The 19902-nt window shown below is 45.0% G+C and carries 17 protein-coding genes and 1 tRNA gene; 1 reads left to right on the plus strand and 17 read right to left on the minus strand.

Annotation, left to right across the window (positions count from 1 at the left end):
* Positions 1–13: 13 nt before the first annotated feature.
* The 9 genes from H8S18_RS02330 to H8S18_RS02370 form a co-directional block, all read right to left on the minus strand.
* Positions 14–1273 (minus strand): ROK family protein, encoded by a 1260-nt coding sequence (locus H8S18_RS02330; protein WP_186856686.1) that lies wholly within the window; start codon positions 1271–1273, stop codon positions 14–16.
* A 350-nt stretch (positions 1274–1623) separates the two neighbouring features.
* On the minus strand, positions 1624–2892 hold the full coding sequence (locus H8S18_RS02335) for a Gfo/Idh/MocA family protein (protein ID WP_186856687.1): 1269 nt from the start codon (positions 2890–2892) through the stop codon (positions 1624–1626).
* 238 nt (positions 2893–3130) lie between these two features.
* Positions 3131–4087, minus strand: coding sequence for a sugar phosphate isomerase family (locus H8S18_RS02340; protein ID WP_207721625.1), 957 nt, complete (start codon positions 4085–4087; stop codon positions 3131–3133).
* Positions 4088–4108: 21 nt separating this feature from the next.
* Positions 4109–4942: a hypothetical protein gene (locus H8S18_RS02345; RefSeq protein ID WP_186856688.1), complete on the minus strand. Its 834-nt coding sequence runs from the start codon at positions 4940–4942 to the stop codon at positions 4109–4111.
* Between the two features lie 153 nt (positions 4943–5095).
* Complete coding sequence (locus H8S18_RS02350) at positions 5096–6310, minus strand: ROK family transcriptional regulator (RefSeq protein WP_186856689.1); 1215 nt, start codon at positions 6308–6310, stop codon at positions 5096–5098.
* A gap of 107 nt (positions 6311–6417) precedes the next feature.
* Positions 6418–6491 (minus strand) — tRNA-Trp (locus H8S18_RS02355).
* A gap of 109 nt (positions 6492–6600) precedes the next feature.
* Positions 6601–7968, minus strand: a complete 1368-nt coding sequence (locus tag H8S18_RS02360) for a citrate/2-methylcitrate synthase (RefSeq protein WP_186856690.1) — start codon at positions 7966–7968, stop codon at positions 6601–6603.
* 361 nt (positions 7969–8329) lie between these two features.
* A complete protein-coding gene (locus tag H8S18_RS02365) occupies positions 8330–9502 on the minus strand; it encodes an NAD(P)-dependent malic enzyme (RefSeq protein ID WP_186856691.1) in 1173 nt (390 codons plus the stop codon).
* 101 nt (positions 9503–9603) lie between these two features.
* Positions 9604–10317, minus strand: a complete 714-nt coding sequence (locus H8S18_RS02370; protein ID WP_186856692.1) for an NAD-dependent protein deacylase — start codon at positions 10315–10317, stop codon at positions 9604–9606.
* 86 nt (positions 10318–10403) lie between these two features.
* Between H8S18_RS02370 and H8S18_RS02375 the strand changes: the two genes are divergently transcribed.
* The gene (locus H8S18_RS02375) at positions 10404–11297 is read left to right on the plus strand and encodes a DMT family transporter (RefSeq protein ID WP_186856693.1); all 894 of its coding nucleotides are present in this window, start codon (positions 10404–10406) and stop codon (positions 11295–11297) included.
* Here H8S18_RS02375 and H8S18_RS02380 read toward each other — a convergent pair whose 3' ends face one another.
* From H8S18_RS02380 to H8S18_RS02415, 8 genes are all read right to left on the minus strand, one after another.
* A complete protein-coding gene (locus H8S18_RS02380) occupies positions 11298–12545 on the minus strand; it encodes a competence/damage-inducible protein A (RefSeq protein ID WP_186856694.1) in 1248 nt (415 codons plus the stop codon). It abuts the gene before it with no gap.
* An 18-nt stretch (positions 12546–12563) separates the two neighbouring features.
* Entirely contained in the window at positions 12564–13481 is a 918-nt protein-coding gene (locus H8S18_RS02385; RefSeq protein ID WP_186856695.1) for a glycosyltransferase family 2 protein, read from the minus strand.
* Between the two features lie 151 nt (positions 13482–13632).
* Positions 13633–15150 (minus strand): xylulokinase, encoded by a 1518-nt coding sequence (gene xylB / locus H8S18_RS02390; RefSeq protein WP_186856696.1) that lies wholly within the window; start codon positions 15148–15150, stop codon positions 13633–13635.
* Between the two features lie 68 nt (positions 15151–15218).
* The gene (locus tag H8S18_RS02395; protein ID WP_186856697.1) at positions 15219–16346 is read right to left on the minus strand and encodes a glycerol dehydrogenase; all 1128 of its coding nucleotides are present in this window, start codon (positions 16344–16346) and stop codon (positions 15219–15221) included.
* Between the two features lie 31 nt (positions 16347–16377).
* Positions 16378–17430: a zinc-dependent alcohol dehydrogenase gene (locus H8S18_RS02400; RefSeq protein ID WP_186856698.1), complete on the minus strand. Its 1053-nt coding sequence runs from the start codon at positions 17428–17430 to the stop codon at positions 16378–16380.
* A 19-nt stretch (positions 17431–17449) separates the two neighbouring features.
* On the minus strand, positions 17450–18454 hold the full coding sequence (locus H8S18_RS02405) for a uroporphyrinogen decarboxylase family protein (protein ID WP_186856699.1): 1005 nt from the start codon (positions 18452–18454) through the stop codon (positions 17450–17452).
* 12 nt (positions 18455–18466) lie between these two features.
* The gene (gene rbsD, locus H8S18_RS02410) at positions 18467–18928 is read right to left on the minus strand and encodes a D-ribose pyranase (RefSeq protein WP_186856700.1); all 462 of its coding nucleotides are present in this window, start codon (positions 18926–18928) and stop codon (positions 18467–18469) included.
* 15 nt (positions 18929–18943) lie between these two features.
* Positions 18944–19900, minus strand: coding sequence for an ABC transporter permease (locus H8S18_RS02415; protein ID WP_186856701.1), 957 nt, complete (start codon positions 19898–19900; stop codon positions 18944–18946).
* Between the last annotated feature and the right edge of the window lie 2 nt (positions 19901–19902).

Consider the following 19902-nt stretch of genomic DNA (forward strand, 5'->3'; position numbering starts at 1 on the left):
TCCTTCCCCCTTTTTAAAATAAAGTCATCGTGCACTTTTGTACTGTTTCGTTTCGGTCAAGCGACATTACACTGTCCAGATAATACTTAGCGATTCCAAGATTTGCTCCAAACTCCTTAATCTGCGTATAACGGATTTTGGTTTCGTATAGGGCTTCCCAATAGGAAGATCCTTTTGTATACTGTATCAGCATTTCCAGGAAACGTTCTCCGAATCTATGAGCAATTCCCCCAATGACGACTTCCTGAGGATGGAACATGCTGAATACATTTCTGATTCCAAAAGATAATTTGAAAGCCATATCTTTTATAATTTGAGAAACCGTCATGTCGTCGTGTAAGAATGCATAAATAATCATTTCAATATCAAGCCTGCTCAAATCATTTCCACACAGGTCAGTAATGATTGAATAGCTTCCCTCCTCAAGTTTATGCTTCGTTTCCCGAATCACCGCCGGAATGCTGATCATCCGTTCTAGGCAGCCTCTGTTTCCACAAATACATTGGGGGCCATTCATATCAATGGACATATGTCCAATCTCACCGGTATTGTGTTTCGTATCATTAAATATCTTCCCGTCAATAATAATTCCCGCGCCGATCCCGTGCGTATAATTGATATAAATCAGATTTTGAATTCCCTCTTCCGATGCAAATTCTTTCTCGGCATATGAATAAGCAACGGAGTCATTTCCCACCAGGAGGACTGCCTCCGGGAAAAGCTCAGCCATATCCTTCAGAAACTTCTGCTCGTTCTCAATCTCAAGAATATTCAATAACAGGCGCTGGCTTCCGCAATCGGCAATCGCCGGAACCGCTACGCATACGGAGATAACATTCTCGCGCTTAAGCATCTGTGATTGCCGGAGAATTGATCGCATTTCGGCAACATAGTCATTTCCCTTAATCCGCTTTTTTATCGTTTCGAGAGGCTGGCACACCATATCGTAAAGAGCATATTCGATTTCATATAAATCAAGGCGGAAGGTAACAATTTGACGCCATTTTCGATTCACTTCAAGCATAATCGGCTTACGTCCTGCTGTTTTGGATATGCCCTGTCCTACGGATATAAGCACCTCATTTTCAAGCAATTCATCAACAAGCGATGAAACTGCTGTGGTGCTGAGTTTCATGTAGTGCGCAAGCCATGTGCGTGACACACGCTTGTTTTCAAGTACCAAATCAAATAGCTGACGCAAATGATAGGATTTTAGCTGCTGCTGATTTACCAATTCAAAATCGGTTGTTGCATTGTCTCCATATACAAACATTTGGGTATTTCCTCTGCTTTCCGATATCTGTTTTCTATTGTCATTTGAATAATTAATAAAGTGGGTTGTCTTATTAATCTAATAATACATCCACTTTTCTATTTCGTCAACATTTTTTTTGGGAAAAATTGTTTTTTATTTACGAAATTTATCCGTTTTACAAGGATCATCCATCTGTCTCTTTGTTATTCATTTTTCAGGGTGCATAATTTAATTATAAATTCCGCTTGCTAATTTCAAAAGTAAAAAGAGGGGCGTTTATTCTTGTATAAGCGCCCCTTATGCGCTTTATTCTTAATTTAGATATTTTTATATACCAAAGTATATCAAGCCGCTTGATGAAAATGTTTTTATTTTTCTATTTCTGACCGAAGCTCTTCTTTATATTCCTCCAGATCAATTTCACGATCTTCTTTACGGGACTTTTCCGCTGCAAAACACATCACATGGCTGTCTACCGCGCCCTTAGTGCTTGTTCTACCGCCTGTTTTCCCCTCGCGTACAAGCTTAATAAAGTCCGTCATAATAAAATAATCCCCGCCAGAATGACGGTCTAGAACAGTCGATACCTGAATCGTGTCATGCCGGCCGGTAGCAAAATCCTTGACAACAAATTCATTTTTTTCCAGGTTGCCTTCGATTTCTCCTTTGGTTCCCGTCAGTTTAATTGTTCGGTAGCACTCTTCAGAGTAAGCCGTCATTGAAAAAGCTACGGTTACGCCGTTTTCATATTTCATATTAATCACCTGTGTATCTACTACGTCGTTATCGCAGTGGTATACACAGCGGCCAAACGGTCCGCTTTCAAGCGCCTTCATTTTCCCTTCCGGACTTGTATCAATAGAAATCATATCCACATTGAATCCCGACCGCGGAACAGAATACATCTTAGGCGCATAAAAATAACAAGAGTCAGAGTAGGGGCAGCCGTCTGTACAACGCAAAGGCGCACCTTCCGGTGCATTTTCCGCACTGAAATACGTAGGCGTCGAAAAGCTTGACAAACGTACGCAATGCGATTCCGTCAACCAATTCAAAATATCCATATCATGACAACATTTGGAAAGGATCATCGGTCCGGCATTTTCTTCTTTGGAAAACATACCGCGCACATAGCTATGAGAGAAATGGGCGATACCCGTATTTTCACAGTGTACAATTGTTTTCAGGGTTCCTATCGTCCCTTCTTCCAGCACACGCTTAATTTCCGTAAAGAAAGGAGTATAGCGAAGAACATAGCACAACATAAACACCTTGTCATAATCCGCCGCCATATCGCCAATTTCGACGCTTGTAACCGGCTCCTGCGTAATTGGTTTTTCAAGAAGGATATGATAGCCTTGCTCCATCGCCTTTTTCGCCGGCTCATAGTGATAATTTTCATTTGTACAGATCAAAATCGCATCTGCCAGCCTCCCTTGCGCAAACAGATCGTCCCAACTGGAAAAAGCCATTTCATCCGGAATATGGTGCATCTCCTGAAAATGTCTTCTTTTTTCATCATTTTTTTCCGCAACGGCAATAAATTGAATTGTTCCCGGATTATTGATTGCATAAGATGCATATGCATTCGCTCCGCGGTCTCCCGCGCCAATTAAAACGGCCGTAATTTTTTTCATGAAATCATCATCTCCTCACCTATTCCGCCCGAGAATCTGCCCCAAAATATTAAGTTGTATCAGCAGCAACATAATAGCCTCCCTATATAAGAATCCATTTTCCCGTCTTTTTCATTTACCTTTCCTCTGGGTCGTTCTAGAATAGAAATCTAAGACGGACCCGATTTTACGGATGTGCAAAAAAGCGTGCACATCCGTTACCGGCTCTTTATGAACTAAGAGAGAAGAGGATTATTTATTAATTACATTCGGGAACGAGCGGTCCTTCCAACTCTTTGACAACAAAGAACTTCCCCGGAAGAGTTGGCATCCAACTAGAGGGTACCCACATATCCGGGCCATATTTTAAGGTTACAAAGAACGTCATCCCCTGCCAGTTCATGCCCCGGCCAACTACGCCGTCTACTCCGCCGATGCAATAGTCGGAATTCAGGAACATTCCCGGACCGATCGTGTTCGCACGCGCTGGAATCAGCGTAACGCGGCTTCTGAAGCTAATCAGTGAATTTTGTTCAATTGTCATTGGATGAAGTTTGGCACCCTTCCTGTAAGGAGCCTTTTTCCACTCTTCGACATTTGCATAATCCGCTGCGAAATGAGGTTCCCAAAAAGCGATATGGAAGCAACGGCCGATTCCATAAATCGTGATTAATTCTCCTCCGCCATCTTTAATCTTCTGTATTTTTTCAGGGTAAGTCGGAAGATTATCTCTTGTGGCAAAATTTCTTTGTTCTTTCGGAATTGTGAGGTCGCCAAGCGGGCCATAAAAAGCAAGCTCCATTGCGTTTTGGAAACCACCCGGGCAATCTCCTGGAAGCGTATTCCCTTCCGCATCCGACCATTCGTCCATATTGAATCCCCAAACATGATCGCAGTTGCAATTCCAGTCCCGGAGGAAATAAGCAGCCCAATGATACATTCCCATTGGCCCTGCCGACAGGATCAGTGCAAGTTTTTTCCCTTCATCGCGGGTTCGTTTAATTTGTTTTGCAATTTCGTAACCCATCTGCATATTAAAGGATGCTACGTCTGCGCATTCTTCCGTCCTAAACTCTTTGTGCCAGTGCGGCATCCGGTCAAGTGCATGTTCCGGAGGAGTCGCACAGCAATCCTCAATTTTCTGTAAATCCCATCCCGCCGGAAAAAAATCTTCCATCATTGATCCTTTAATCGTAGTCATCATGTTCAGTTCCATCACTATTACCTCCGTTATTTTTTATTTATATTGATATAGCCGGTCGCATTCACAGGACACATGATACAAATCCCTCAGGTAGCGGCTGCGCTCCCGTATTCCCATGTTGTACACCTCATCCACCTGGCTGGGATAATGCCGGAATGCAAGTTCCAGAATTTTTTCGGGGTGGTGGGCAAACGCCTTATCCACAAGGTTATTTCCAACAATAAAATCATTGTTCATCTTGCTCTCAGCATCGTTCATCATGCCTGCATAGGGTTTATCTTCCGCAAAATATACGGCTGCGCGCCGCGATTCTCCCGCTTCCTTAGCGGCTGCGAGTCCCGCCTCGCGAACAATAAAGTGATCGATATGTCCTTTCATGGAAAGCGGCAAAATGATTGCTGTATCTTCCATCATCATATATTCCCCGGCAGCTTCCTTCATGCGTGCGAGAATTTCTTTATCATGAGCGTCCATGCTTTCATAGCTTCCAAAAGCCATTTCCATCTCTCCTTCGCCCTCATTCAAGACCTTTCCCCTTACCTGACTTTCCTCTTCTCCCATAATGCGATAAAAATAATTATGCGGACCAAGCAGGGCATCCAGGCATTCAAGGTCCTCAATCAGGCGAATACCCGTCGCATATTGTACGCGTTTAAGGCTCGCATCTTTATTTCCCTCCGAATCACGTTCCTGGTAATTCGAACGCGAAAAGGTGCTGATATTCGTAAACTTCTTTCCGCCCAGAAGTCCTTTCTCTTTCATTTCAATTAGATATCCCCCTAGAAAGAACAGGAAGTCATCGTAATGCGGCGAAATACATACAATATTTTTTTCAGGAATTACAGCTTCGATATTTGAATAGAACATGTGCTCTCCCCCGTTCGTTAAAGGTTTATACTATTTTGGTTATTCAATTATCTTGTCGTCGAATTATTTTTTTCAGCTTGAAAAGAAATATATACAACAAAAATTATATATAATATATAACACGAGACGCGCACGTTTGTCAATCCCAAAAATTTAAATTTCCAATATTTTTTTTGCTATGATCTGTTCCAAAGTATAGGAAGCGAGCATTTCGAGACCGCCAAAAAGCTGGGCCTTCTCTCCCAGTGTTGTAAGTTCGATATTCACATCGTGATAGATTGCTCTTTTTACATAATGGCTAATCCGGTCCAGTGTTTTCTGGTTGCTGTCGTCAAACACGCCTCCGAGAATAATCAGTTCCGGATTCAAAATTGATATAATATTAATGATCGCAATGCTCCACATCCTGACCGTCTCGTCATACACGGCTTCTACCGCCCGGTCTTCCAATGCCGCGCGTTCAATCATATGAAAATCAAGTGGTTTCCGTTCCAATTTGCTGCTGAGAAACGGTGCCTTTCCCTCCCTAATCAGGCATTCGCATTTATGATACAACGTTGCAAGGCCTGCAAGCATTTCCAAACATCCTTCCTGTTCCCGATATTCATAATCAAGATTACCGGTATCGATAATAATATCTCCCAGTTCTCCAGCGACGCCATTTTTTCCGCTAAAAATTCTGCCGTTGAGCAAAATCCCCGCGCCAATTCCACTATATTTTGTAATATCGACATAAGTAATATCGTCCACATAAGGAAAACGGCAAATTTTCTCGCCAAGGGCACAAAACCGTGCTTCATTTGAAATAAGAACCGGAATATCCAACACTTCCATAATCTTTCTGCGTAAATCCTTGTTATTTAAGCCCGAAAGATTCGGAATCCTGCGAATTACATGATTCTTATCATCTACAACGCCGGGCACGGCAACGCTTGCCGCAAGCACCTGATTTTTATTGAGGGCCAGTCTTTCCGTCAACGAAGAAACAAGCTCCGCAAATTGTTTTCCCAGCTCTTCAAGCGTAATATCACGCGCAATCTTTTTTACCGCTTTCGCAGTGACATGCTTCCCGAAATCCGCAATCCAAGCAGAGACCGAATCCGTTTCAATAAAAAAATGCACCAAGTAGCCGTACTTGCTGTTAGAAGCAAATATTTCCGGATGGCGGCCTAACTCGATGCAGGTTTTTCCACACTTTACGATAAATTTTGCTTCCAGCAGCGAGGCGAGCACACGGCTGATCGTCGCAAAGCTCAAACCAGTTGCCTGCATAATATCGTTTGCAGAAACTTCACCTGTCTGTATGATGTACCGCAAAATACTGAGCATATTTTTATGTCGTTCACTGATATTCGGATGAGCCTGCATTTTCATTTCTCCCCGCGATGCTAGCCTCATTATACTTTAAGGCGCCGAAAAAAACAATGCGGCAATAAAAAAAGCACTGGCAAAACTGCCAGCGCCCGTTCTCAGATTGGCAGGGGTGGAGAGGATCGAACTCCCACAATTGGTTTTGGAGACCAATGCACTACCATTATACTACACCCCTACTGACCAAAAGCAACGTATTAAATTATACCCGAAACCGCCTTCCGCGTCAATTACTTTCCCACAAAAAAACCGCTCTTTTCAAAAGCGGTCTTTCTTTCTCAATCAGGTCAGCCACGGTCATCCAACGGAATATACGGTCTCTCATCCTGAATATTCTTATACGCAGGCCTGATAATTTTGCCTGCATTGGAAAGTTCTTCAATGCGGTGCGCGCTCCAGCCGGCAATACGCGCGATGGCAAAAATAGGAGTAAACAATTCGGTGGGCAGTTTGAGCATATTATACACAAACCCGCTGTAAAAATCGACATTCGCGCTGACGCCTTTGTAAATCTTGCGTTCCTTCGCAATCACTTCAGGTGCCAGCCTCTCCACTAGTGTATAAAGCTTGAATTCATCGGAAAGACCTTTGGCTTCCGAGAGGTTCTCAACAAAGCTTTTAAAGATATCCGCACGCGGATCGGACAGTGAATAGACTGCGTGGCCCATTCCATAAATAAGGCCGGCTTTGTCAAACGCTTGTTTATTCAGTAATTTGGTTAGGTAATCTCTTACTTCGCTTTCGCTTGTCCAGTCGGAAAGGTTCTTTTTCATGTCCTCAACCATCTGAACAACTTTGATATTTGCCCCGCCATGTTTGGGGCCCTTTAGTGATCCAAGAGACGCTGCGACCGTGGAATAGGTGTCAGTTCCCGAAGAAGAAACAACATGCGTCGTAAAGGTTGAGTTATTGCCGCCGCCATGCTCCGCATGCAGTACCAGAGATACATCAAGTATTCGCGCCTCGAGTTCCGTATATTGACTGTCCGGCCGAAGCAGATGCAGGATATTTTCAGCCGTTGAAAGATCAGGATCCGGCACATGAATAAAAAGGCTCTGGCCGTCATGATAATGCCGGTATGCCTGGTAGCCATAGACGGACAACAGCGGAAACAATGCAATCAGCTGTAGAGACTGCCGCAATACGTTTGGGATTGAAATATCATTTGCCTTGTCATCATACGAATAAAGCGTCAGCACACTCCTTGCAAGCGTATTCATCATGTCCGGACTGGGAGCTTTCATAATAATATCACGCACAAAACTTGTAGGCAGAGTGCGGTAATGCGCCAAAAGTTCCGTAAAATCAGAAAGCTGCTCTTTGTCCGGTAAATTCCCCATCATCAGAAGATACACCACTTCTTCAAACCCGTGGCGCTTTTCTTTCATAAATCCTTTTACAATTTCTTTTATATTGATTCCGCGGTAAAACAATTTGCCCTCACACGGAATGTGTTCACCGTCTTTTTCAATAAAAGATTGAATATCGGATATTCTCGTAAGTCCGGCTAAAACGCCTTTTCCGCTAATGTCACGCAATCCGCGTTTTACCTCGTACTTCGTATATAATGCAGGATCAATTGTACCTGTCTGATAAATCCGTTCCGTCAATTCATAAATTTCCGGAGTAATTTCAGAAATGTTTTTATTTTCCATCCACGTTCCTCCTGTTTTCAGCATAATTTTTATACTACAAGCGGTATTTCGTTATACCGTACAATTTGCCGTTTCCCCGCTCATGATAGAACAAACACTCTGTCATGCATCCGATTTGATTCATGGCTGATTTTGCTTCCCTACAATTAATTGATCACAATTCACGATTTCCTAATAAACGGGTAACAAATTGTTAATAATTTTATTATACTACAAAAGTGGCTTTATGTAACGTTTTTTTTATCCGGCATCTTTAAAAAGCCTCCCGACAGATATTTTTGTCGTTCTTCCAGTTTGCTAAAAACCGTTGACAGGAAAAAATATCCGGACAGATTAACCCTGCCGGATATTTCTTTATCCATCAGATCTTGTTTACGTTTGTTTTTCGGGCAGCCTGCGCAACCGCTTTTGCAACCGCCGGAGCAACACGCTCGTCAAATGGCGATGGTATTACATAATCCGGCGTAAGTTCTGCCTCGGGAATCAAACCGGCAATTGCGTGGGCTGCAGCAATTTTCATTTCATCATTAATATCGCTGGCACGTACATCCAATGCCCCGCGAAAAATTCCCGGGAACGCAAGTACATTATTGATTTGGTTGGGAAAATCGCTGCGGCCCGTCCCCACAACCGCTGCTCCTGCTTTTTTTGCAAGATCTGGCATAATTTCCGGGGTTGGGTTGGCCATGGGAAACAGAATCGGCTCTCTGGCCATAGAATGCACCATTTCTTCCGTCACTGTACCGGGTGCGGAAACTCCAATAAATACATCCGCCCCCTTTATCACTGTTTCAAGGCTTCCTTTTTTCATCTTCCGGTTGGAAATTTCAGCCATTTCCATTTTTTCCTCGTTCAGATTATCACGTCCCCGGTAAATGGCTCCGTGCCGGTCGCACATAACTACATCTTCCAGCCCCATAGCCATAAGGAGCTTAATGATCGCGATTCCAGCCGCCCCTGCGCCGGACGTGACTACACTGATCTCATGGATATCTTTCTTCACAAGTTTAAGCGCATTTAGAAGCGCCGCCATGGTAACAATCGCCGTTCCATGCTGGTCATCGTGGAATATAGGAATATCACACCGCTCCTTGAGGCGCTTCTCAATCTCAAAACAACGCGGCGCGCTGATATCCTCAAGGTTAATTCCCCCAAAGCTTCCGGCAAGCAATGCAACCGTATTTACAATTTCATCCACATCTTTACTGCGGATACAGAGCGGAAACGCATCCACATCTCCAAATTTTTTAAAAAGGACGCATTTTCCTTCCATGACAGGCATTCCCGCTTCAGGCCCGATATCTCCAAGGCCAAGCACTGCCGATCCATCTGTTACCACGGCAACAAGGTTGTGCCTGCGCGTATATTCATAGGAAAGCGACGGATCCTTTTCGATTTCAAGACAAGGCGCAGCAACGCCGGGGGTATATGCTATCGACAGGTCTTCTTTGCTTTCAAGCGGCACCCTGCTTGAAACCTCGATTTTTCCCCGCCATTTTTTGTGCATTTCCAGCGCTCTTTTTTCATAATCCATCAGAAAATTCCTCCCTGTTCAAACAAAATGATTCTTTATTTATAGATAAACAAAAAAGGCACATATTAAAACAGAAGAGGATTTTGCCTCATTCTCATGCCTCACACAGTTGAAAAAACGCTTCCAATTTTTTCTTTCAGCAAAAGATCGGCGTTATCGTCATACGGTGTCGGTGATTGATTGATGAGCACCAGCCTGTCTCCCTGGTAATATTCGATGAGTCCGGCGGCTGGATAAACGGCAAGCGAGGTACCGCCAATAACCAGCATATCCGCCTGCGCGATATTTTCCACAGCCGTTTCCACTATTTCAGTGTTGAGGGGTTCGCCATATAGCACTACATCCGGTTTGATTACGCCGCCGCATATACAGCGCGGGACGCCTTGGCTCTTTACCATGTAATCAGCAGAATAACTTTTGCCGCATTCCATACAATAATTGCGGTGGACCGACCCATGCAATTCCAGAACATTCCTTGAACCCGCTTTTTGGTGCAGTCCATCAATATTCTGCGTAACAACAGCGGTGAGCTTTCCCTCCCTCTCCCACTTTGCAAGTTTTAGATGCGCCGCATTCGGCATGGCGTCAAGAGTAAGCATCTTATCGCGATAAAAGTCAAAAAACTCCTCTGTATGTGCCACAAAAAAATCATGACTCAGTATCGTCTCGGGCGGATAGCGGTAGGTTTGATGATAAAGGCCGTCAACACTGCGAAAATCTGGGATTCCGCTTTCCGTAGATACCCCTGCTCCGCCAAAAAAAACAATTCTCTTGCTTTTATCAATCAGGTCTTTGAATTTTTGGATATCATTCATTTTCATCACCTCATTTCCAATTGTGATCCGTTATAAATTATGATAAGATAAAATTTGTTCATCTAAAACAGGAAGGGATATCTTTTGTGAAAACAGCAACCCTCAAATATGACCTCATGCTGTTTATTGTAGCGGTTATGTGGGGCACCGGTTTTATTGGCATCAAATATGCGCAAGATTGCGGAATGTCTTCTTCCCTAATCGTCATATTCCGGATGTTGTTTGCCTCCGGAGCCATGCTTGCAATTTTCTTTCCTCAAATCAGGCGGCTTACAAAAATCCAGATAAAGCATGGCGTTATTGCAGGCCTGTTCATGTCTGCCGGCTTTCTCTTGCAAACCATTGGCATGCAGTATACAGATGTTTCGAGTAATGCTTTTCTAACAACCACAAACGTTATCTTCGTACCGTTTATCAGTTGGTTTCTTCTGAAAAAGCGGCCGCCCTTCAAAACCTTTCTTGCCGTTGCAATCGGCTTCCTTGGTATTTCTATCCTGACGCGGGTCTTCGATACGACGATTTCTTTTAATCTCGGGGATATTCTCTCCCTTCTTTGTGCTGCTTCATACGCTATGCAAATCGCATATATCGGATATGCAGCGAAGGAATCGGAAGCAGCGTCTTTTTCTTTTGTGCAAATTACGGTAACGGGGCTGGTAGCGCTTACCTATTTCCTGCTGTTTGAACAAGGAGCCACAATAACTCCTCTGTTTGGAACAGCGGTATGGATTACCTTATATCTCGGTATAGCGTGCACAGCGCTTCCTTACTGGCTCGAATGTACCGCACAGAAATACATTTCCGCGGCCCGGTCAGCCCTTATCATTTCTTTGGAAGGCATGTTTGCCAGCATCCTTTCCATTTTGCTCGGTCTTGAAACGATTACTTGGTCGCTCGTTGCGGGCGGTGCAGTAATCATGGTATCAATCCTGATCCTGGAAGCCGATTTCGGGAAAAAACGTCCCCGCCTTCCGCAATAATTAATAGTCTTCCAACGCTTTCATGATAAGCCGAAATACATTCTGTGCCGTCATATGCCTGATATAGGTTCGTTCGTCAGCTTTATGGTAATTAATATTAAGCTTCAGCACAGTGGTTAATTTATCACTGTCGATCCCAATATAGACAAGACCTACCGGTTTTTCCGGCGTTCCTCCGCCCGGTCCGGCAATCCCCGTTGTGGAAACTCCGATATCCGCTCCCGCAAGCTTCCGCACACCACCCGCCATCTCGCGCGCCGTTTGTTCGGAAACTGCGCCATATTTTGCCAACGTTTCCTCTGAAACCCCCAATACCCGATGTTTAATTTCGTTTGCATAAGAACAAACTCCGCATCCAAATATTTCGCTCGCGCCCGGCACTTCCGTAATCCGTTCGGAAACGAGTCCGCCTGTGCAACTTTCCGCTGTTGCAACCGTCACCTTTTTCCGGATTAACTCCTTTACGGTTGCGGTTTGAATATCCGGCACATCAATTCCATAGATGTATTTTCCAATGACTGCCTCGATTTTTTTTATTGTAGGCGCAATCATTTTTTCGCATTCTTCCGTTGTCTCCGCCGCCGCAGTTACCCTTAAAGTGACTTCACCGGCCTTTGCATAGGGAGCGATCGTGGGATTGGTACTATTTTTCATCAGATCATACAGCATCTCTTCCACACGGGATTCACCCATGCCGAATATCCGTATATTGTGCGAAAGCAAAACCTTATCGGAAAACTTCATCAGGTACGGAAGAACAGCATCCTGAAACATCGGCCGCATTTCCGCAGGAGGCCCGGGAAGCAAGATCGCGGTTTTTCCATTCTCCGAAACTGCAAGGCCGGGAGCCGTTCCGTTGGCATTCGGGAAAATAGCTGCGCCTTCCGGCATCATGGCCTGCTTCTTGTTGTTCTCCGTCATCGGGCGCTTCAGGCGATAGAAAAAACCTTCTATGCTTTTTAGCGAGGCATCATCCATAATCATTTTTTTATGAAAATAGTCTGCTACCGTTTCTTTGGTAAGATCATCATACGTGGGGCCAAGCCCGCCCGTCATAACAACAATATCAGCCCTGGAAAAGGCAAGCGCAAGGCTCTCCTTCAACCTTCCGTTATTGTCTCCGACAACCGTCTGATAGTAGACGTCAATTCCAATATTGGCAAGTTCTCTTGCTATGTAGGCCGCGTTGGTATTGATAATATCCCCAAGCAGCAGTTCCGTTCCAACACATAAAATTTCAGCTTTCATTTTCCGTTATTACTTCCTTTATCCATAGATTATCTGTCCGATTTTACGGTAAACACCGCTTTTAAATAATTTATATTTGGAAAGCAAATGCATTCGTTTTAGCATATTGCATTCCCCAAGGCTTTTAAACACGCAAATCATATCCTTCTGCGCAGCACTTAGCATATCTTCATACGTTTCCAAAAAGGCTGCCGCCTGCTCATATGTGTTTTGGATGGATTCACGGATTCCTCCTGTATTTGATAGCTTTTTCCGGAAGTAGGAGGCGCTTTTGACATCTTTGGCTCCCACTTCGTTGGCCTGGTGCTGGCGGTAATGAATACGGTTCGGAGCAACGGCAATGTGTCCAAACGCCGAAGCGGCGAGCCCAATCCACCAGTCATGCATCAACGCCTGCTTGTTTGCGCGGATGATCCGTACAAGCGCACGGTTCATCATCATGGTGCATCCCGTGATATTGTTCTGGGAAATCAGCTGATTCAAATGCAGACGTGACGGATCTAGTTTCTGCAGTTTAAACAAAGACGGATGGATTGCAACACCGGTCTCGTTGACTACCGTAAGATCGGAATGTACAAGAATCGGACTGTTTCCAAAACCATTCCTGATACTTTTCATCGTTGATAAAGTAAGTTCGATTTTATCCGGCAGCCAGATATCGTCCTGATCCGCAAACATAACATAATCCTGCGTGGCATAAGAAAGCAGCGTAAAAAAATTATCACGCGCGTTACCAATGGAGAGTCTGTCCTCAATGATCGTAAATTTTTCCGGATATGCCTGCCGAAACCCTTCAATAATAATAGGTGTCCGATCGGTTGAACCGTCGTCCCTGACGTAGACGTGAAAATCCTGAATCGTCTGCTCCATGAGTGAATCCAACATTTCCTTTAAATATGCTTCTCCGTTATAAGTTGCAAGAAGTACGTCGATCATTATGATCCCTCCACTTTTCAATCCCTATCTAATTTATCACGGTTGAACATAAAATAAAAGAGCTTGGTCGATATTTTGCCCATATAAAAGAACAAAGCATGATATGAATACCATGCTTTGTTCCCGTCCTAAGTGCATTGAGGAATTTACTTCAAAACCGGGCCAATTCTTCGAATAATTTCATCTGTGTTTTATATGCTTTCTCGAACAATCGTTTCATTTTTTGATATATTTCAGCGTTTTGTGCAATCGGTTTCTGCGGGAGACAAGCTTTATTGAAAAAACGCACTTCCTCAAATCCCTGTAGTTCTCCCGCGCCTACTCCGGCAATTACAGCCGCACCAATCGAGGTGGCTTCTTCCAAATGTTCTAAGCGCACAATATCCATTCCATAGACATCGGCAAATATCTGCCGTTCCACTTCCCCCTGAGCCATCCCGCCTACTACGATCATTTGCTTCATTTCTACGGCATTTTTTAATATTTCAATAATCAGGTTAAGGTTCATCGCCACTCCCTCCACCACGCTTCGCATGAGGTCCCCTGTGGTATGCTCCATCTTAAGCCCCACAAAGGAACCGCGGGCATGGCTATTCCAACGTGGACAGCGTTCCCCCATCAGGTACGGCAGAAATAAAAGCGCATTTGCCCCCGCTGGAGAATCTTCGATTTCGCGGTTAATTATGTCATATGGGCTGATTTCCTGTTTTTTTGCTTCCTGCACTTCCTTTTGACAAAAACGTTCTTTGGCCCACGAAAAAGCTGCACCGGCCGTTTGCATGGTTCCTGAGGGAATTAAGAGTCCGGGAATGACATGCGCCCACGTAACCGTTCGCATTTGCCCATCATAATAGGGTTTTTTCGAAACAGTGGAAATCCATGAAGAAGAACCAAGGCAGTTATAGGTAATTCCTTCGGCAATCGAACCGGCTCCAACGGAAGCGCAGCTTCCATCTCCGCCGCCCAAAACGATTTTAGTCCCCGCCGCAAGGCCGCTTTCCTCCTCCATATCGGGTCTGATTTCGCCCGCGACATAAGTGGAGGGTTTGAGATCGGGAAATAATTCCCGCTTCACTCCTGCTGCCGCTATAATTTCATCAGACCATTCCATCGTGTTCAGGTCAAGTGCATTTGTGCTCGATGCGTCCGAATAATCCGTCATAAATTTTCCGGTTAGGCGGTAAACAATATAGTCCTTTGCATTTAGCATCTTGTAGGTTTTTGCATAAATGGCAGGTTCATTGTTTTTTACCCACATCAGCTTTTCAATGCTGTATGACCGGCTGAGCTTATGCCCTGTGATTTGATAAAAACGTTCCGGAGCAATTTTTTCGGCAAGTTGATTTTCTTCCCTTTCCGCACGCATATCCGCCCAGATGATCGCATTTCTCAGCGGAGTTCCATTTTCATCGACACACAGGCACCCCATCATTTGTCCACTGAATGAAATTGCCCGGACAGCTTTCTTCTGGATATCCTGAAGCAATTCCCTGGTTGCGGAACATACCGCATTCCACCAATCCTGCGGATCTTGTTCTGCCCAATTTCCATTGAAAAATTTTGCCGGATAACTGTAGACTACACTTTTGATCAGTTCTCCTTCGGTTGAAAACAGGGTTGCCTTGTTGCCGGATGTTCCAAGATCATGCGCTATCAAATAATTTAACATTGTCCAATCCCTTTCAGCCCCTCCTGCCCACACCGCTCCTCAGAACGATATGGGCAGGAAGAGAGGCCTTATCCTAACATTTCTTTATAATATCTCCCCATGGCATCACCAGCAAGAATAATATCAATAACCATTTCCTCCGTTACATTGAACGGTTCTGCCGACCAGAATGAATTGAGCGAACCTTGGGCGATGATCCGCAAATTTTCCGGCGTAGGATCTACATACAAATCACTTAGCGTAATGGGCAGGCCTACGCGCAAGCAGAATGCCGCTACCTCCTCGATCAGTTCTTCCTCGGCGTTTTCCGCAACCAGTTGGCACATCACACCGAACGCTACCTTCTCGCCATGAAGCGTCTTGGCTCCAACCGGTAGTGCTGTGATCCCGTCGCCTATGGAATGCGCGCCTGCGCAGCCAGTATTTTCAAATCCAAGGCCGCTCATAAGCGTGTTTGCCTCGATTACATCTTCCAGCGCTTCATTTACTACTTTGTTTTCCGCCGCCATTTTTGCATAGAAGCCCTTTCCAATAAGCGTATCATAACAAAGTTCCGCTACGCTAAGGGATGATTTGCATCTGCGGAAGCCGCCCTCGGTGAACCAAATATAATTTGCGGTATCAGACGCCTGGTTTGCACGTGCTTCAAATACTGTAGAAAGCGCATCGCCCATTCCCGATACAAGAAATCTCACCGGGGCCTTTGCAATGATTGCACTGTCAACAAGCACAAGTTCCGGATTTTTATTATAAAAAACCGCATGGCTGTGCTCTCCGTTTTCTTTATAAATTACGGAAAGCGCGCTTGTCGGCGCGTCAGTAGATGCAGAGGTCGGCACAATTACCATTACGGCGTTAAAATGGTCGGCGACCGCTTTTGCCGTATCCAGTGTTTTTCCGCCGCCAATCCCAACCACCACTGCCGGCTGGAACTCTCTGGCCTTTTCACAGGCGGCTGCAATCCGTTTTTCCGTTACTTCTTTATCGAACGCCAGCGTCATCAACTCCGCATCTGAGGCCTCATACTGCGCTTCAAGCTTTTTCCCGAGTTCTTCAAAAAAGAATGGATCAATCATAGCCAATACCTTTTTTCCGTAGATTGCGGTATATTTTGCTAGATTCTCAATCTCGCCGGGGCCCTGAATATATCTGCTGGGCGAACCCCAACCCCTCGTTGTTTTTGCTACGTAAGTCATTTGATTCTCCTTTCGTTCCTTGCAACTGTCTTTAATATTTAATTACGATTTTTTTGCACGGTTCTTTTCGTTCAACCATGGCAAAGGCATCCAATATTTTTTCAAACGGAATAATATGGGATACATAGTCTTTCAGGTCGATTACCCCCATACGCACCCAGTTTATGATCTGGTCATGCGCGGCGGCCTCGTCTACTTTATTTGGAAATTGGAGAAATTTCAAGCTCCAGTTATAAGGTGCGTCCGCCCAGTTAAGTTCCATTCCAAGGGTTGGCGAAATTCCATACACGCAAATCTGTCCAAAATCCTTTACAATGTGCATTGCCGTATTAATGATGGAATTAATTCCAACTGCATCGAGGACGTGATCTGCCCCGTTCGGATAGATTTTTCGTGCTTCCGTTATCACATCTTCTTTGGAGCCGTTGATAAAATGATCTGCCCCGGCCTTCAGCGCCTCATCACGCTTTTCTTCGAGAATATCCGTTACTGTGATACTTTTTACACCAAGAAGCTTTGCAAAGGTCGTAAAGGTCAGGCCCACCGGTCCCGCACCAAAAATAACGATAGACTGCCCGCTACCGAATCCAAACGTTTTGCAGGCATTCAGTACTTCACGCAATGTATTAACCATTGCCCCATAGACGGGATCAATATCTTTCGGCAGCACTTTCTGAGTATAATATCCTTCCCAGAATCCCGGCGTCCCCGGGCCATTTCCAAGTTCCGCCATCGCCTGCCAGTCCCGTGCAACGGTATATTCAGAATACGCACTCCATCCAGAATAATATCCCGCATATTTTCCATCCGGTCCGACTTCAAGGTATGGCAAGGTAATGTGATCCCCTATTTTCCATTGTTTGACTTTCTTTCCAACTTCGATTACTTCGCCAATCGCTTCATGACCGATCAGACATGGATATGTATTGAAGCCTTTAAAGGTCCCATGCAGAATTTTTGTATCCGTTCCGTTACATACTCCACAGCTAATGGTTTTGCATAAAACGCAATCCTCGCCAATAACCGGATCTGGAATTTCCACGATTTCTAGTTGGTGGTCTGTTGTTACCGCTAATGATTTCATTATCCTTCTCCTTATTTGTTTATTTCCACTGGACGCTGTTAACTGCCTCCAGCATCGCTCTGATATTTTCTATCGGTATATCCGGCGTCACCGCATGGGTCGGTGAAAAAATATAGCCGCCGTCCTGCCCCAAAACCTTGATAGTTTCTACCGATTTATCAAATACTTCCTGCGCCGTTCGTTCCGTTAAAAATTGTTGGGTGCTGATTGCTCCCCAAAAAGCCAGATCTTTCCCATATTCACGTTTTATTTTTTTCAAATCATAAATTTCAGGTTGCACTGTGTTATAAGCATCGAGTCCTATTTCAATCAGATCCGGAAAAATGTCTTCTATATCCCCGCAGCTGTGCAGCAGAATATATTTACCGCTTGCCTTCACCTTGGCGAACATTTCTTTCAAAAACGGCTTGATAAACTTGCGCCAGCAGTCAGGCCCCATAATCAGCCCTTTTTGCTGCCCATAATCATCCCCAAAATATACGCCGTCAAAATCCGAAGTGAGAATACGGTCTAACAGCGTCATATTGTATTCTGCAATGCGTTCAAACAACTTCATGGTAGCGCTTACATTCAAAGCCATATTAAGCAGCATATCTTCCATGCCCATCAGGGCCCACGCTCTTTCATAGAGAGCATAAGTGAAGCGGAACATCCTAAAATGCTCCGTATCCTGTTCCATTGAATACAATCCCTTTTGAAGGAGTACCTCATCGATATCAGGAAATATATATTCCTCTACCGATTCCGCAGTAACAGGTTTGTTGACGGGGATGCCGATGTCACCCCCGTCATCCCCTAGTTGCCACTCAACGCCAAAAATGTCTCTGTATTTAGATTCATTCAGCCATTCCATTTTTTTATATTTCCCAAACATAATGTGGGAACGGAGATCATCTTCCACACTTTGGCAGGAATATTTCTTTCGATAAAGTTCACTGAACTCCGAAGTCAGTTCGAATGCCCATGGAGTAAGTTCCGTTTGTTTATGGTTTAATGCATCAATGACGTCCTGTCTGTAGCTCATGTCTTCCTCCGCTTAAACTCTGTCTTTATAAAAGTCCGGCACATGCACACCTTCCGCTTGATACCATACCGGAGCGTCAATTGCAGGATAAATCGCAATTGATCCATACGGCTGGAAAGCGCCCGTACGCACAATGGCTTTCGCTTTAGCTGCTATTTCCCCGGCTAGCCGTTCATGTGGAACAAATGTTTCCTGGATGGTCGTCCCCCGGTAGATTTCCCGGTATTTCTCAAGCATCTTGGGATTTACCTCCCGCATTTCCTCCGCAAGCGCATACCGTTCAATGATCAATTCCTCTTTCAGTAGTTCCAGAATACGCTGAATGGTTGGACAATCCTTTTCAATTGCAAGTTCAATTCGTCTAACCCCTTTGGGAATAGCAAAACCGGCATCGCATACGAGTATGGTATCCCCATGGCCAAGCTCCGCAATTAGAGCGCATAGGTCTTTATGTAAAATTCCCTTTGCTTTCATATACTCACTTTCTCCTTATTCGTATCCGCCGCCGCGCGCCACGTCGAGCATAACCGCAATGACGAGTACGATACCTTTTGCGATCGTCTGCCAGAAGGACATTACGTTCAACAGCGTCAATCCGTTTTGCAAGATCGCAAAAATCAGGACACCCAGCAACGTGCCTACGATGCTTCCTTTGCCGCCGCTCATGCTTGCGCCGCCCAAGACAACTGCGCCAATCACATCCATCTCAAGGCCTTCCCCAGCGGCTGGAATCGCCGTCCCCGTTTGGGACGCCGTGACAATACCGGAAAGCCCCGCGAACAGTCCGCACAGTATATAGATGACAAACCGCACGCCTTTTACGTTCATTCCTGCAAGACGGCTCGCTTCCGGATTTCCTCCGATTGAATAGGTCTTCCGGCCGAAGGGCGTATTTTTCAAAACATAACCGATGATAATAAACATCGCAATCATAATGATGACGCAGTAGGGAACTACATCCAGCAAATAACCCCTTCCCAGCCATTTGAATGCGTCTGCCGATACGATCTGCGACTGTCCGTTCGTCGTCAACATTGCCATACCCCGGAAAATAGACATCGTCGCCAGCGTCGCAATGATCGGTACGATTTTGAAGCGTGTTACCAGCAGACCGTTAAGTGCTCCGCAGCCCGCGCCTGTGAGCAGGGCGAGAAAAATGCCAAGCGCAACGTTTCCTGTTCCCGCGATCACGAGACCCGCTACCATGCCCGTCAACCCTACTACCGAGCCGACCGAGATATCAAGCCCGCCCGAGATGATAACGAGCGTCATTCCCGTCGCACAAATGCCCGTTACCGCTGAATACAGGAAAACATTCATAACGTTACTGACTGTAAGGAAATTCGGGGCGATCGCTGAAAAAATGATGAATAGTCCGACGCATGCGATCAACACCGTCATTTCTGTTGAAAGATTGATCTTTTTATTTGTTTTTACTTGTTCCATTG

Origin of the sequence: Christensenella tenuis (assembly GCF_014287795.1) — a bacterium.
Lineage (GTDB): Bacteria > Bacillota > Clostridia > Christensenellales > Christensenellaceae > Christensenella > Christensenella tenuis.

Excerpts from the sequence above, each read along its gene's own strand:
- H8S18_RS02335 (WP_186856687.1), bottom strand. The coding sequence starts at position 2,892 with ATGAAAAAAATTACGGCCGTTTTAATTGGCGCGGGAGACCGCGGAGCG.
- H8S18_RS02415 (WP_186856701.1), bottom strand. The coding sequence starts at position 19,900 with ATGGAACAAGTAAAAACAAATAAAAAGATCAATCTTTCAACAGAAATG.
- H8S18_RS02360 (WP_186856690.1), bottom strand. The coding sequence starts at position 7,968 with ATGGAAAATAAAAACATTTCTGAAATTACTCCGGAAATTTATGAATTG.
- H8S18_RS02370 (WP_186856692.1), bottom strand. The coding sequence starts at position 10,317 with ATGAATGATATCCAAAAATTCAAAGACCTGATTGATAAAAGCAAGAGA.
- H8S18_RS02340 (WP_207721625.1), bottom strand. The coding sequence starts at position 4,087 with ATGGAACTGAACATGATGACTACGATTAAAGGATCAATGATGGAAGAT.
- xylB (WP_186856696.1), bottom strand. The coding sequence starts at position 15,150 with ATGTTAAATTATTTGATAGCGCATGATCTTGGAACATCCGGCAACAAG.
- H8S18_RS02330 (WP_186856686.1), bottom strand. The coding sequence starts at position 1,273 with ATGTTTGTATATGGAGACAATGCAACAACCGATTTTGAATTGGTAAAT.
- H8S18_RS02395 (WP_186856697.1), bottom strand. The coding sequence starts at position 16,346 with ATGACTTACGTAGCAAAAACAACGAGGGGTTGGGGTTCGCCCAGCAGA.
- H8S18_RS02400 (WP_186856698.1), bottom strand. The coding sequence starts at position 17,430 with ATGAAATCATTAGCGGTAACAACAGACCACCAACTAGAAATCGTGGAA.
- H8S18_RS02365 (WP_186856691.1), bottom strand. The coding sequence starts at position 9,502 with ATGGATTATGAAAAAAGAGCGCTGGAAATGCACAAAAAATGGCGGGGA.
- H8S18_RS02385 (WP_186856695.1), bottom strand. The coding sequence starts at position 13,481 with ATGATCGACGTACTTCTTGCAACTTATAACGGAGAAGCATATTTAAAG.
- H8S18_RS02345 (WP_186856688.1), bottom strand. The coding sequence starts at position 4,942 with ATGTTCTATTCAAATATCGAAGCTGTAATTCCTGAAAAAAATATTGTA.
- rbsD (WP_186856700.1), bottom strand. The coding sequence starts at position 18,928 with ATGAAAGCAAAGGGAATTTTACATAAAGACCTATGCGCTCTAATTGCG.
- H8S18_RS02350 (WP_186856689.1), bottom strand. The coding sequence starts at position 6,310 with ATGCAGGCTCATCCGAATATCAGTGAACGACATAAAAATATGCTCAGT.
- H8S18_RS02405 (WP_186856699.1), bottom strand. The coding sequence starts at position 18,454 with ATGAGCTACAGACAGGACGTCATTGATGCATTAAACCATAAACAAACG.
- H8S18_RS02380 (WP_186856694.1), bottom strand. The coding sequence starts at position 12,545 with ATGAAAGCTGAAATTTTATGTGTTGGAACGGAACTGCTGCTTGGGGAT.